This window comes from Flavobacterium sp. CAU 1735 (assembly GCF_039888695.1).
GTDB lineage: Bacteria > Bacteroidota > Bacteroidia > Flavobacteriales > Flavobacteriaceae > Flavobacterium.
In genome coordinates this window covers 45,604-61,017 of sequence record NZ_JBDQQQ010000006.1, presented here as the reverse complement: position 1 = coordinate 61,017, position 15,414 = coordinate 45,604, and the positions used below count along the sequence as shown (strand labels likewise).

Annotated in this window: 10 protein-coding genes; 8 read left to right on the top strand and 2 right to left on the bottom strand. The window is 41.3% G+C overall.

Features of this window, described 5'->3' with window-relative positions; translation table 11 throughout:
• Positions 1 to 58: 58 nt before the first annotated feature.
• The 8 genes from AAFN64_RS13425 (at position 59) to AAFN64_RS13390 (ending at position 13,329) form a co-directional block, all read left to right on the top strand.
• A complete protein-coding gene (locus tag AAFN64_RS13425; RefSeq protein WP_347760787.1) occupies positions 59 to 1,498 on the top strand; it encodes a hypothetical protein in 1,440 nt (479 codons plus the stop codon).
• Positions 1,499 to 1,556: 58 nt separating this feature from the next.
• The gene (locus AAFN64_RS13420; RefSeq protein WP_347760785.1) at positions 1,557 to 3,143 is read left to right on the top strand and encodes a hypothetical protein; all 1,587 of its coding nucleotides are present in this window, start codon (positions 1,557 to 1,559) and stop codon (positions 3,141 to 3,143) included.
• Between the two features lie 6 nt (positions 3,144 to 3,149).
• The gene (locus AAFN64_RS13415) at positions 3,150 to 4,751 is read left to right on the top strand and encodes a hypothetical protein (RefSeq protein WP_347760783.1); all 1,602 of its coding nucleotides are present in this window, start codon (positions 3,150 to 3,152) and stop codon (positions 4,749 to 4,751) included.
• 6 nt (positions 4,752 to 4,757) lie between these two features.
• Positions 4,758 to 6,341 carry a hypothetical protein gene (locus tag AAFN64_RS13410; RefSeq protein ID WP_347760782.1) on the top strand — a complete coding sequence of 528 codons (1,584 nt, stop codon included), beginning with the start codon at positions 4,758 to 4,760 and terminating at the stop codon, positions 6,339 to 6,341.
• Between the two features lie 101 nt (positions 6,342 to 6,442).
• Positions 6,443 to 8,881, top strand: coding sequence for an ankyrin repeat domain-containing protein (locus AAFN64_RS13405; RefSeq protein ID WP_347760781.1), 2,439 nt, complete (start codon positions 6,443 to 6,445; stop codon positions 8,879 to 8,881).
• 53 nt (positions 8,882 to 8,934) lie between these two features.
• On the top strand, positions 8,935 to 11,379 hold the full coding sequence (locus AAFN64_RS13400) for an ankyrin repeat domain-containing protein (protein WP_347760780.1): 2,445 nt from the start codon (positions 8,935 to 8,937) through the stop codon (positions 11,377 to 11,379).
• Positions 11,380 to 11,397: 18 nt separating this feature from the next.
• A complete protein-coding gene (locus AAFN64_RS13395; protein WP_347760779.1) occupies positions 11,398 to 12,930 on the top strand; it encodes a hypothetical protein in 1,533 nt (510 codons plus the stop codon).
• Between the two features lie 3 nt (positions 12,931 to 12,933).
• Complete coding sequence (locus AAFN64_RS13390) at positions 12,934 to 13,329, top strand: hypothetical protein (protein ID WP_347760778.1); 396 nt, start codon at positions 12,934 to 12,936, stop codon at positions 13,327 to 13,329.
• 66 nt (positions 13,330 to 13,395) lie between these two features.
• Here AAFN64_RS13390 and AAFN64_RS13385 read toward each other — a convergent pair whose 3' ends face one another.
• On the bottom strand, positions 13,396 to 14,163 hold the full coding sequence (locus AAFN64_RS13385) for a T9SS type A sorting domain-containing protein (protein WP_347760777.1): 768 nt from the start codon (positions 14,161 to 14,163) through the stop codon (positions 13,396 to 13,398).
• A 17-nt stretch (positions 14,164 to 14,180) separates the two neighbouring features.
• Complete coding sequence (locus tag AAFN64_RS13380) at positions 14,181 to 15,347, bottom strand: hypothetical protein (protein ID WP_347760776.1); 1,167 nt, start codon at positions 15,345 to 15,347, stop codon at positions 14,181 to 14,183.
• Between the last annotated feature and the right edge of the window lie 67 nt (positions 15,348 to 15,414).

Sequence of the window (15,414 nt, the reverse complement as noted above, 5' to 3'; positions counted from 1 at the left end):
GTAATGGAATAATTCCGGAGCAATTTTACAGTAATTACAGTCAACCAAATACCTAAATATGGATTTTCAACAAGAACTCAATGAAATTTTTGAGCTTATAAAAGACACGCTGCCCGCCGGTGTAGAATTCACAACTTATAATATTCCATCATATTCCGGTAACGGTTCTAGCGGTAAATCCTACTTTACCCTTGTTGACGGAAAAATAAACAGGGATGCAATACCCGAAGCACTTAAAGACAGTTCCGAATACCGCAATATTGCGATAAACCGACGTATTAGCGATATCGAATTCGATATTACCGTTGCTCAGGAACCGGGACGTTTTGTTGTCTTTTCGATTTCGAAAGAAAACGGATATAGCTACAGAATCGCCACTCCGGAAGAGTTGGTACAACTCACAAAATTACATCTGATAACAATTGTCGATCCGGGAATGCGTAAGGAGGTTTTTGCCGAAGTCGCTCCGGATAAAAAAACAGGAAAACCGGATGTCGTAGGAAGACAAATACTCTATTACGCAAACGGAGAAGTAAAGGAATATACGGGCGTACCGGCTTCCGATTTCGCAAGAGCGGCTTTTCATGCACTCGACGGAAAACTCAAATTTGTATATGTAATGATTTCCGAAACGGATGTGATCATCAAAACAATGCCTGCAATTCCGGGCGTGACGGAATTATATGAAATCAACGAAGACCTAACGTTGGACGTATCCAAAATCGAAAATATTTACGAATTCCTGGAGTCATTCAGCGAAGCCAAAATCGAAAAAGGGATCGAAGCACTTCAGGCAAATCCGGAATTTAAGGCAAAAGCCGAAAAACGCTATGGGCAATTGATCAAAAATAGAGTCGGAAAAGACGCAGGTCTCGAAAGTTTCGAAAAAGCCGCCTTGTCGCGCAAGGAAGTCGAGCTGTTTAGCGATTGGCATTTTGCCGAAAATGTGATTTCGCTGGCGCGTCTGGATGAAGACGAATGCCGGACTGTTGTCGATTTTATCGGAAGTCTGGTGATGAGTCATCTGGACATTCACGAGTTTAAAGCACAAATGGAAGCTACCGAAAACGAAATGGAGCTGCGCGAGGTATATCATTCCGCTGCCCAAAAAGTCAAAGCCGGAATGTTGGTCGAAGCGAAGGTGTATGGTGGCAGTTGGTTCGGAGAAATAAGCACTTTGCTCGCGAATCATAAGTGTGAAAAACTGATGTTCGAAAAAACACATTTCAAACTCGAAAGAAGCGATGCACTTAAGGCGTTTATGTTCTATCTGAATCTTAATAATGGAATCAGTATTTATTTTGACATCTTCCAATCGTATCTCTACGACCTTACAGAATTTTTCTGGTTCTCACCAACTATAGCCAGAACAGCTTGGGGCGAAACCGATTTTGTGTTACCGGAATTTACCCTGAAATTCAGAAGAAAAGTATTTTACAGAATCAACGACGACGGCGAATGGCTTCGAAAAAGTCCAAAACCGGCTGGCGTTGAATAAACGATAAAACAATCTCATTTCCGAATTATTTTCGGAGGACTTAACCAACCCAATTACCATGGCTACACAAATGTACGAGGTGCAGTGGAACGACGCTGTTCCGGAAAAACCAATATTGACCAAACAAGAAATAAGCGACTATTGCCGTCATTTTGGACAGGCGACACCGGAACTTAATGAATTCCTGACGCGTTTCGATTTCGACGAATGGAAATGCATGCGAATTGCTTTTGATTATGTTTACGGCAAACATTCCGACAAAAATGGTGCTGTGGGCAGTGATGCCGTAGCCTATCTCGGGCTTATTGCAACAACCTTCCTTTCGAAAGAAGGTGAAGCAAAACTACAGGAATATGTCGGTAAGGAACGTTTTATGTATCCGGAAAACAATCGCCCGTCATTTCAGGTTTTCGACGATTGTCCGCTTTGGATTATCCAGATCGTGAAAAAGGAAAAACAATATGCAGACTGTCTGTTTTTTATGCCTGCCGTTTTCTGGAAAGATGCACAGATGCGTGACGATTCCTATGGATATGAGAAATACACCGTTAGTGATCATCACAAATGGTATGGTGACTTTACAACAAGCCAGCGCCCAATTCGCTATTGGCGTAATAGAATCGGTTCGTATACCCCGAATTTTATCGAACGCGAAGGAACCAAAATTGATTTTGGATTAGGACTTCCCGTTTTCGATAAATGGCATAACCGCATCGTGTATTACGATATCAGAGCGTCCGAAAACATGTATTTCCACGATCTTGCCAATCCTGAAATCCGACACGAAGCAAAAGGTTATCTGATGGATTCGCATAATGGTTATTTTTTGATCACACCGGAGGAATACCATTTCGGACAAAAAGGAAGTCTGTTGATTACCGACAAGCAATTCAAGAAAATTTCCAAGACAAAAACCAACGTTTATAATTCGTTTGAAAACGATTACTGGAGTGTTTTTCTCGATACAAAAGGTATCGTGATGACCCGGAAAGAGACAAATGAAGAAAGACGTTTTAAATACAGCGAAGTCAACTTAAGCAATAATATTGGCGGGAATAACAGTACCGAGCTTTCGATTTGGGCAACAGACGATAACACTGTTTGTTTTTTTGAAAGTCGTAATTTTATTACGATCGACAAAGATTTCAACGCCACTACCATTTCACCGAGCAAACATTTCAAAAAAGAAATCCCGGCCTATTTTTATGATTGTTTCATTAGAAACAAATCGCTCGAACTTTCCAAAAACCGACGCCTGTTCTTTACACACGAAGGTGTCATGATGGTAAATGCCAACGGAACACTCGAATATTTTAATCCGAAGCTTACTGAAATCACAGGTGAAGCGATTTTTTACAATGGTATTTATGATGAAGCATTAGGTGGAATCTGGTTTGTCACAGCCAATGACCGACTGGTTTTTACGGATGAAAATTTCGAAAAAGGCTATGTGTTTAATTTTACCGAACAATTTTCCGATCCGCATCGAAGCGATAATTATTATGCACAACTCTATTTCGATAACGAACAAAATCTATGGACTTCGTTCTATCGCAATACACTTTATAAAATCAACCGAAAGGAATTAGAAAACAAGCTGAAAACGGCGGTTGCCTATGCTCCAAAACAACTTCAAATACTCTAAAAAAACATGGCTACACAAATTTACGAACTGGATTGGGACAATACGCCCGCGGGAAAGTTTATCGTATCCAAACCGGAAATTGTCGCGTATGTTCGGCATTTCGGACAAGACACCAACGAACTGCACGAATTTTTGTCGCGTTTTGACTTTGATGAGTGGGTTTGCATGGAACTTTTTGTGGACTACATCTACGGAAAATCGACTAAAAGCGGTGAAGTGGGAAGTGATGCCGTGCAATATCTAAGTATCGTTTCGAGCACTTTTTTTACCGAAGAAGCCGAACTCGCGCTTCATAATTATGTCGGATACAACAAGAATAGATTTGAATACAACTACGACGAATCGCCTACATTTGCAACGTTCCCGGATTGTCCGCTTTGGATTATCCAGATTACAAGTCAGGAAAAACAGTCGTCGAGTGCAATTTTCTTTATGCCGGCAATTTGGTGGAAAGATGCAAATATGACCAGCGAATCGTATGCCGACAATCATTTTACCGTGAATTCGCCATGGAACCAATGGTATAATGATCCTTTCGGGAAAAACCAGCATCAGAATATGTATTGGCGAAACCGAATTGGAAGTTATTCCCCGAATTTTATCGCGCGCGAAAACGGTGCAACGATTCCGTTCAACCAAGGTGTCATTCATTTCGATCCCTTTAGAAATCGACTGCTGATACAAAAAATGCGAACAGAAGAGATGTGTTATTACGATTTGTCGGATTTTAAAACCGAACATACAACGCAGAATTTCCTTAAAGATAGCGCAAACGGATTTATCGAAAGTTCGGCTGACGGGTACCGTTTTTATACCGAAACAAAACTGTTGATCACTGATGCGGATTTTAACGTGATTTCAGAATCGGCTTCCAAAGTGGTCAATATTTACGAAGACGATTTCTGGAAAGTAGTGCTCGATAACAAAGGTGTTTTGATGACAAAAAAAGAATCGGGAGATGAAAAGCGTTTTAAATATAGCGAACTTAAACTAACGACGTCGGCCTTTTCGAACAATCCGGATGACTTGACGATTTATGTAAATGCGAACCGTTCGGTAATTTTCTTCGGAAGCCAAAATCTGCTTTCCATTGTCGACACTTCGTTTACGGTTACGAACATGAATTTGGACCGTTTGTTTAAAAAAGAAATCGCGCCCTATTATTACGATAATGGCCAAAAAAGACAACTTTTTGCGCTTTCTGCCGAAAGACAATTACTACTGACCAACAACGGGGTTTTCGAGCTTGGAAAAGACGAAAAACCAAAAATGATCAGCCAAAAACTGAAGGAAATCACCGGTGAAGTTTTGTTTTACAGTGCGCTAAAAGACGACGCTTTAAACGGAATCTGGTTTGTTGCCGGTATAGATCGTTTGGTTTTTACCGACATGAATTTCGAAAAAGGTTATGTGTTTAATTTTACCGAACAAGACCTTGCATACAAGTACTTCAATGATTACCGTTGGAGCGAGCTCTTTTTGGATCGGGATGGGAATTTATGGTATTCGCTTTTTGGATCGGAACTTAAAAAAATCGCCAGAAAGGAACTCGAATCGAAATTAAAAACGGCAGTTGCCTATGCTCCAAAACAACATAAAACGCACTAAAAAATAATGGCTACACAAATTTTTGACGTTCAGTGGAACGATACACCTGCCGGAAAACCGATACTTTCAAAACCGGAAATTGTCGAGTATGTTCGGCATTTCGGACAAGACACCAAAGAACTACACGAATTCCTGACGCGCTTCGATTTTGAAGAATGGGTTTGCATGGAACTTTTTGTGGATTACGTCTACGGACGAGTAGACAAAAATGGTGGCGTAGGAAGTGACGCGGTAGAATATCTAAACATCGTTTCGGGTACTTTTTTTACCGATGAAGCCGAACTGGCACTTCATAATTACGTCGGATTCAACAACAATAAATTTGAATACAACTACGACGGATCGCCACCATTCGCGACGTTCCCGGATTGCCCGCTTTGGATTGTCCAGGTGACAAGTCAGAAAAAATATGAGTCGAGTGCGATTTTCTTTATGCCGGCAATTTGGTGGAAAGATGCGAATATGACCAGCGAATCGTATGCCTATAGTCATTTTACCGTCAATTCAAGATGGAACAAGTGGTATAGTGGCTCTTTCGATAAAAACCAGGATAAGTGTATCTATTGGCGAAATCGAATCGGAAGTTATGCGCCGAATTTTATCGCGCGTGAAAGCGGATCAACGATTCCGTTCGTCCACCGTACAATCCATCTCGATACCTTTAGAAATCGGGTGTTTATACCGCAATCACGATCGGAAGAAATGTATTATTATGATTTGTCGGATTTTAAAACCGAGCATAAAACGCAGAATTTCCTTAAAGATAGTGAGCTCGGATTTATCGAAAGTTCGGCCGAAGGGTATCGTTTTTATACCGACAAAAAACTGTTGATCACCGATGCGGACTTTAACGTGATTTCAGAATCCGCTTCCAAAATCGTTAATATTTACGAAGACGATTTCTGGAAAGTAGTGCTCGATAACAAAGGTGTTTTGATGACGAAAAAAGAATCGGCAGAAGAAAAACGTTTTAAATATAGTGAGCTTAAACTGACAACTTCGATCTATTCGAATAACCCGGGTAGTTTGAAAATTTATGTAAATGCGAACCGTTCGGTAATTTTCTTCGGAAGCCAAAATCTGCTTTCCATTGTCGACACTTCGTTTACGGTCACGAACATGAGTCTGGACCGTCTGTTTAAAAAAGAAATCGCGCCGTATTATTATAATAACCGCCAGGTAAGAAAGTTTTTCGCGCTTTCTGCCGAAAGACAATTACTATTAACGGATAGCGGCGTTTTCGAATTGGGAAGCGACGAAAAACCAAAAATGATCAGCCAAAAGCTAAAGGAAATCACAGGTGAAGTTTTGTTCTATAACGCAATAAAAGACGACGCTTTAAACGGAATCTGGTTTGTTGCCGGTATGGATCGTTTGGTTTTTACCGACGTGAATTTCGAAAAAGGCTATGTGTTTAATTTCACCGAACAAGACCTTTCGGACGAACACGTCAATACCTACCGTAGTAGCGAGCTCTTTTTTGATCAGGACGGGAATTTATGGTATTCGCTTTTTGGACCGATGCTTAAAAAAATCGCCAGAAAGGAACTCGAATCGAAATTAAAAACAGCTATCGCCTTCGGAAAATAAAAGTTATGGAGACACAGGAATTACCACAGGCTTTTCAAAAAGGACTTTGCTGATACTATTACCAGATTTTATACAATCCGACCAACCAAAAACAAAATATTATGGAAAAAATGACGCTTAAAGAAGCCAAATCCATTCTTAAAAAACACAATCTAGAAGCCGACGGAAAACACCTTTTTGATGCTTTTGGGAATATGGAATTATTGGAAGCGTTACTGGTGGCGGGAGCAGACGCAAACTACGTTGAGACCCAGTTCAACGTTCCGGTACTTTCACTGGCCTATAGCCGACAAGAATATACAAATTTCGGATTGCTTCTGGAATATGGTGCGAATCCCGATGTACCTTCAAGCGTGTTTACGAATCGAGAACCGATTATTTTTGAAATTGCGAGTCCACAAACAGGGGTTGACGGCTTTCTTTACCTGATGATCAAAGCCGGAATCGACTTGAATCAAATGCATCCGGAATCGGGATATACCTTGTTGCAACACGCCGCAAGCCGGTATTTTGTTTCGCTTGAAAACCTGGAGCATCTGATTGCGAAAGGTGCTGATCCGAATCTGCCGAACCGTGACGGACAGACACTTTACCACTTAATTGACAGCGAAAAGATCAAACTTGATAAACCGGTTTTACTTGCCTTAAAGAAACACCAAACGGGTTATATCGACCGTCCGATAGCATTTCAGATTGTTGCACCAATCCAAAAACCGGAATGGGACACTCATTTTTCGTGTCCCCGTGGTTCGTTCCGGGTTGTAAAAGTGCTTGATAAAACAGATGATACCCTTACTGTTAGAATGTATCGTACCGAACGACACGACATCGATTTCCCGAGAACACATACTGATTCGTTGAACATTATTTTTGCACTTCTGGAACATTCAAAAACACCGTCGGAATGGAAAGATGCGGTTTCTGTGTTCCATTTCACGGGTAATCATGCTGTTTTGGCACGTCATTATATAAAATCGCATATTGTTTCGGATTTCAATCTGACTATGCACGCCGAGATATGGGAGGATAAAAATTATAAACCTTTCGACGATATGTCTGAAGAAACGCGTGAAAAATTACAGCAAGCTACAATGACGATTACCGTAACCGAACCGGAAATGCTCAAAACGATCGAAGTAGGAAGCTGGGCTAAAATCCCGGGATTCAACGTTGCGCCGCTTTGGTATCTCGAAAACAAGACAACTTCACAGTATTACTTTTTTTATATCAGTGGTGGTGGCAGATGGATCGCAAAAGAAGGCGAAATCGGAGCGGAAGCGAAAGGTAAAGTCATCGGTGGCATTGCCAGCGGCGGGTATTATAAAGAAGAATACATTCGGGCGGAAGCGTTCGTTTCAAAGAAATTTGAGGAAGGATTTGAGCTCATCTATAAAAATTTTGATACGGCTTACAACCTTGAAGAAGGAATTGAGGAGGCAGCAAGGGAAGCGAAAATCAACGAAAATAAAAATCAGGATTACAGCGAAGCAGCATTTGAAGCGTTAAAACAGAAAGATGTTGAAAAACTGGCCGAGATACTCAAAACCGGGGTTCATCCGGATACACTGAAAGACAATTATGGAAACAGCATGCTTGAAGCTACCGGAGGGGCCTACTATCCGGAAGCGTTTCATCTCGAAATGCTTAAGCTTTTGCTGGCTTCCGGAGCGAATCCTGATACGGCCAATTATAATGTACCGCTTATCCATAAAATAGCCATACGTTCCAAGAACGAAATTACCGATGAAATGGTGCGACGTCTTGTGGAAGCCGGTGCCGATGTGAACGTTATTTCATCGAGAGAAGCGCAATCGACATTACAGTGCGCTTGTCGCGGAGGAATGCTTTGGTTTGTACAATACTTGCTCGAAAACGGAGCCGATCCGAATTATAAAGATAATGACGAAGAAAGATCCGCGTTGCAGTATGCTTTGGAGGCACAAAGAAATGCTACTGCCATAATCGATTTGTTGCTTCAGTACGGAGCCGACAAGAATTCGCTTTATGCCTTTTATCGTTACGACAACGCATTTGAAAGGGCTGGAACCCTGGAGACCGTTGAAAAGCTGATCGAAATGGGATTCGATATCAATATGCTGAATGGTCACAAATACCCGGCACTATTTAAAATCGCCGAATACGGTTCGGTGAAAATGTTTGAGGCTTTCCTAAAACGGGGTGCAACTTTCGAACTGCATCAGATTTTGTATAATATCACGGTACGATTCAGGATGAATGATAAAGCGGTCATCGAAAACCAGATTCAAAAACTGCGTATTCTGTATGACCTGGGATACGCGTTGATTTCGATTACGGACAACAATCCGCTCCAAACACTGGTTGAAGATAATCTTATCCGACGTAAGAAAATTGCCAAATGGGAAGAAAAAGCCCTGCTTGATCTTTGGGAAATGGATTGTGCTCCAAGGCGTATGTATAAACTCAACGAATTATACGAGTATGTGACAAAAGTGAATTGCAAGCCAATGATGGAGAAATGCCAGGAGCGCATTGCAACCATTCAAGCCGCGTTAAATTAACAACTGAAACGATCCAAAACTTTATACAATTCGACCACAAAAGACAAAATATTATGGAAAAAATGACGCTTAAAGAAGCCAAGTCCATTCTTACAAAACACAATCTAGAAGCCGACGGAAAACACCTTTTTGATGCTTTTGGGAATCTCGAGGTATTCGAAGCCCTTTTGGCCGCCGGTGTCGATGCGAATCATTTTAACACCTATTTTAATGTTCCGATTCTTTCGTTAGCGTATAGTCGGAATGAATATTCAAACTTTAAATTGCTTCTGGAATATGGCGCGAATCCGGACATCCCTTCAAGTGTGTTTGAGAATCGCGAACCGATTATTTTCGAGATTGCTTCTCCGCAAAAAGGAGTTGATAGCTACCTTCGACCGATGATCAAAGCCGGAATTGATTTGAATCAATGGCATCCGGAATCGGGATATACCTTGTTACAACACGCCGCAAGCCGTTATTATGTGTCGCTTGAAAACCTCGAATATCTGATTGAAAACGGTGCTGATCCGAATCTGCCAAACCGGGATGGAGTAACGCTTTATGATTTGATGGACAGCGAGAAAATCAATCTTCGGAAACCGATGGTACTCGCTTTGAAAAAACATCAAACGGGATATGTCGAGCGTCCAATCGAATTGCAAATTGTTCCGCCGCCACAAATACCAAAACTGGATACACATTTTTATCATTCACTGGGTTTGTTCCGTGGGGTAAAAGTGCTGGATAAGACCGATGATACGCTTACCGTAAGAATGTATCGAACCAAACAATACGACCTCGATTTCCCGAGAACACATACCGATTCACTGAATATCATTTTTTCACTTTTGGAGCATTCGGAAACACCATCAGCCTGGAAAGATGCGGCTACTGTATTCGATTTCTGGAAGGATCACGCTGCCGTGGCACGTCATTATATCAAATCGCATATCGTTTCGGATTTCGATTTAACGTCTCACGCCGACCTTTGGGAGGAAAGTGGATATATGGCTTTCGACGAGATATCGGAAGAAACGCGTGGAAAATTGCGACAGGCTACGATGACTATTACCGTAAACGAACCGGAAATGCTCAAAACGATCGAAGTAGGGAGTTTGGCTAAAATTCCCGAGTTTAACGTTGCACCGCTTTGGTATCTCGAAAACAAGGCAACGTCACAGTACTATTTCTTTTATATGAGTGAAGGCGGCAGATGGATGGCAAAAGAAGGCACAATCGGCACGGAAGCAAAAGGAAAAGTTATTGGCGGTATTAGCAAAGGCTACCATAAAGAACAAAACAATAGGGCGGAAGCGTTCGTTTTTAAAAAATTAGAGGAAGGTTTTATGCTCGTCTATAAAAATTTTGACACGGCGTATAACCTCGAAGAAGGAATAACGGAAGCAGCGCGGGAAGTCAAAAACAACGAAAATAAAAATCAGGATTATAGTGAAGCTGCCATTAATGCGATCAAAAAGAAAGATGTGGCCAAGCTTGCGGAAATTCTGAAAAAAGGTGTTCATCCGGATACGCTAAAAGAAGAATATGGAAAACTGGCACTCGAACGTATCGCCAACGAATATATTCCGCAGCAAGCCCATCTTGACATGCTTAAATTGATGCTCGAAAACGGAGCCGATCCGAATCATGAGTTGTATGAACACGAACCTTTGTTACAGAAAGTGTGCCGACACGCGAAAAATGAATTTGCGGATGAAATGGTACGCGCATTACTTGATGCCGGAGCGGATATTTCGACTGTTGGATCTGAATTGTACCAATTTACTTCGAACCTGCAAGCCGCTTGTCAGGGCGGTATGTTGTGGTACATTGAGTACCTTCTGGAAAAGGGTGCCGATGTGCATTATAAAGATGAGAATGGCCTTTCGGCATTGAATTATGCCGTGAGAGCGGAACGAAATGGGGTTGAAGCCATCGATTTACTATTCAAAAATGGAGCGGATAAAAACGATCTGAATCTGTTTTACTATTCCGAAAATGTGTTTGAATATGCCGAAACTCCTGAAGTCGTGTATAAGCTTGTCGATTTAGGATTTGACATCAACATGCCACGCTATAACTGCGATTATCCCGCGATCCTTACTGTTGCCAAAAGAGGCTCCGTGACCATGTTCGACACCTTCCTGAAATTGGGCGGAATGGACGAAATGCACCGCATTCTGGATGGTCTGTATGATCGTCTGGACCAAAATAGTCAATCTACAATCGAGGAACAAATCGAAAAGATGCGATTGTTGCATAAACTGGGATATTCGTTGATTTCGGTTAGGGATGACAATCCAATCGAGCGGCTTGTCGACAAGAATCTTAAAAGGCGCAAAAAAATTACCAAATGGGAAGAAAAAGCCTTGCTAGATCTTTGGGAAATGGATTGCGCACCAAGACGTCTGGGTGAGCTTAACAAACTATACGAATACCTAACAAAAGTGGATTGTAAGCCGATGATCGAAAAATGTGGAAACTATATTACCGAGATTCAAGCGGCCTTAAACTAATACCTGAAAAACATTCAAATGGAAAACTATTACGCTAAAGTCGTCGACATATTTGAAAGGCAATTCGATGTCCCTGTTACCGAAGACGGTACGGTTCAGATATCGAGTGCGCTTAAAATAAAAGCACTGGAAACCAATGCGCTCAAGGTTTTTTGTCGCAATAACGAACTCCGGACGCTTATTGCTCCCAATGCGATTTCGGTTGGATGTAATAAAAATAAGCTGACATCGCTGCATCTCGAAAATGCCGAAAGTGTGCATTGCGGTGAAAATAAAATCACGGAATTGTATGCACCAAAAGCTACGGTCGTGAAATGTTATATCAACCAATTGACAGAATTACGGCTTGACAGCGCAGTCGAAATTGAGTGTTATGGGAACAACGATTTGAGGGTGATTTATGCTCCGAATTTACGTAAGATCGATAAATTTGAAAATCTGGTGCAAACCGAGAATTTTGCTTCGCGTAAAGAAATTGATATCACGCTTAAAAATCATTTCGATCGCAGAAATCCGGAAGGCTACACAACGGAAACGTTTGATCTTGAAATAGCACTCGATCTGGACAAACCCAGAACAATCGATACGGTTAAATTCGTGATATCGATTTACGATCCGGCGGTTCAATTTGAGGTTTTCCTGATGGAATTAAAGGATCAATTCGGTCAGCAGGATAGTATTGCAAAACAAATTGAACTTCCATTTGAAGTAGTCAAACCGATGCATTTTGCCTTTTCCGTTCCTATCCGATCCTACAATACGGGGACAAAAAACCTGCTGGATATCATTCGGGAAGCACCAGAAAGTGAGCGTTTGTACGAAAGGGAATTCCATATTGACGTGACGTGCTATCTCGAATCCCAAAACACGCAGGATAAAATCTTTACCAGGACGTTTGTAATCGATAATCCGTTTTACGGACGTTATCAATGGGAATCGGATACGTTTACCGAACCGGCTACCATTGCGCAGGATGAAAAATACCTGCCGGAAGCGCTTGCAAACGTTTCGGATGATCTTGAAGACGCTTTGTTGGAACTTTTCGGATTACACAACGACGAAATTGCAGAAATCGCGGAATTCGTGGATGGGATTTCCTACGATATCCTGCCACACGAACGCTATGCGGCTATTTCCTTCAGGACTGCTGAAGACGAGGAAAAATACAGCCCGGCCGATTGGGAAAACTACAGTTTGTTGGAGTACAGGAATTGTAAGTCAGAGAAATTTAAGGTGTTTTCGAAAAGGCTATTTCAATTGTTTTTTGAAATCCAGTCGAGTTCCGATGATTTTGAAGACATAGAAGCGCGCATCAACGATTTGTTGCTAACGGCGATTGCCAAAGCGGTTTTACGTCCGTCGGTTGTTGAAAAACTACGAGATTGCGGGATTTCAAACGCACCAATACTTACGGACACTTTTGATAAAACCGTGGAATATATTGTTTCCGTTTCGGAATACGGAGAAGATCCGTTTAATTACTGTGAATCGGTAATTTCGGATACCGAAACGAAACCTACGGATAAACGCATCCGCCTTGATAAATTCTAATTTATGAAACAACTTAAAACCCGCGAACTGCTTTACGATGGCATGGAAGGCGAATCGCTTTATAACGAAAGTCACTACTTTTTCGGGCGAAATTTTACAATGACGGAAATCTTGCGAAATCCATTCGCCAGACTCAAAAGAAAAATCGAAATCGAAAACGAAGCCTACGAGCAAATTATTTCGGATGCCGGGTTTACAAGTGTACGCTCGTTTTTTAAACATTTGGAAGAAACCGGCGAAGTAGCGTATCGTTCCCAAAACGGATTGTCTTTGTATTATGTGACGCACCTGCATATGCTATTTGTTTTTTCATTTGGCGAAACCCAGCCGGCACGTTATCAACTGTATTGCGAAGGCGTTTGGGAAATGTATGTGAATCGTTGGGAAGATACACCCTAAGTTATGATAAAGAAAAAGCCTGTACTAGTAGTACAGGCTTTTATTTGACTTAATTATTCGGGATTGTTATCGCTTAATCATTTTTTTGGTAAAGGAAATACCATCAGGAGTCGTTATTTTTAAAATGTAAGTTCCAGCAGCTAGATCGGCAATATTTAATAAATTGCTATGGCTGGATGTCCCAACAAATCGTCCATTTAGGTCAAATATATCTACGTGTTTTATTTCTTTATCGAAATGTACCGTTGTGGTAGCCGGGTTAGGGTAGAAGTTAAAATTAGAAGTAGTTGGATCGTTAAGACTTAAAACGTTTTCCACGCTAACTACATTTTTAAAAGTAGAACCCCAAAGTCCCTGATTGTCTTTTAATCGAATATTAAAAACATACAACCCTACGGAACCCGGAACCGGAACGCCATTGGCACGGAATTTTTCGAAGGCACTATTGAAATTTCCATCAGTGGCTGCGATAGGTGTTCCGTTTCCATAACCGGGATCGGTACCCCAAAAATATTCCCCTTGTATAATCTCAACAAGTCCTTCAGTTACCGAAGCTTCGACATTAACAACACTAGAAAAAGTGGAGCCCCATAGATTCTGGTTGTCTTTAAAACGGATGTTGAATTTGTGTAAACCAACACTCGGCAGGTTGATGCCCGAAGCGGCAATTTTTTCGAAAGCACTGTTAAAGTTACCATCGGCGGCGGCAATTACGATACCATTGCCTAATCCCGGATCAGTATCCCAAAAATATTCGGCTTGTGTTATGGAAACTTGTCCCTGAACAAAGTTGGCCGCAAAAAAAGCTATCAATATATAAAGTCGTTTTTTCATCTCTTTTTATCGATACATTATTTCGAAAAACCAGAACCTGATACATTTAACGGGGTACCGGTTGTAATTCTTCTGGGTATGTTTAAATAATTTATTTGTGCTCGGTTACCACTGTCGGCTGGCCAATAATTGCTCCAACTGTTGGAACCACCTCCGTTACCGGCATCATTACGTGTCAAATCCAAATCGGTGTATTCCACTGCCGGAGAACCAGCATTTACATTGGCACCGCTAACACTTTGACTGTTGGGATTAATGGTAAAATTCCCGGAAGTATTCGATCCCTGATTGGCAACATTATTTAAAACAAAAGAAGATTGCGACATGTTATAGAAAGCCGAAACCGTTGCATTTGAGTTGTAATTGTAGATCAGAAAATCACCGCCAAGTGCCAATACATTATTGTATACCGAAATGTTTCCGGTATTTCCAGTTGACAGATTGATTGTAATACATTCCCCATATTGACCTCCGCCGCTGGTTCGTGTATCGGCAACATTATTGGTGATTTCATTGGTACTTCCGTTTTTTACACCCCAAATACTGATGGAACTTTGCGGAAGGAAGTTGTTTAAAATTTTAAAAGCATAGTTTCTTTGGTAATTGGTAATCCCGTAACTCGCAATATTGGCGATGATTTCAACGTCATCCGTAGCCAAACTGGTATCATCCGTTTGGGTTACAAACAGCGATCCTACAGCATTACCGGTACATCTTCCATGCGATATAATTGTTTCACTATCTACTGTACATCCGGAAATATTGGTAGTGGCATTTACCTGACCGGCATCTAAGAAACTCAAAACAGAATTGAAGACGTTTAAAGTGGTTCGGCCACCGGTTGTAGCACCGGAAATGGTAACACTATTTGCAATGGCATTGTGAAGGGTAACCACTCTTCCTGCCAATGGCGTTATGACAACGGTTCCCTGCAGTTTGTATTTTTGATAATTGGTTTCCGAAACAAAAGTCAACGACTTATTGATCGTTATATTTTCAATATAGGCGGCATTTGCATTTTTGGGTTTGATAATGATTCGGTCCCCGTTTGTTGCGGCTGTAATGGCGGCACTTACGGTTGCGTAAGCACCATTGGCTCCGTTTTCCCGAACATATAAATCGGCAGCTGAGGTTATCGAGGTAAACAGACAGGCGATGGCACTAAAAAGTACTATTTTTTTCATTGCGCTTTTTTAGGAATTGAATTTTAGTTGAAGGGTAATCGGTTTGTAAAAAGGGTACCATTATTTT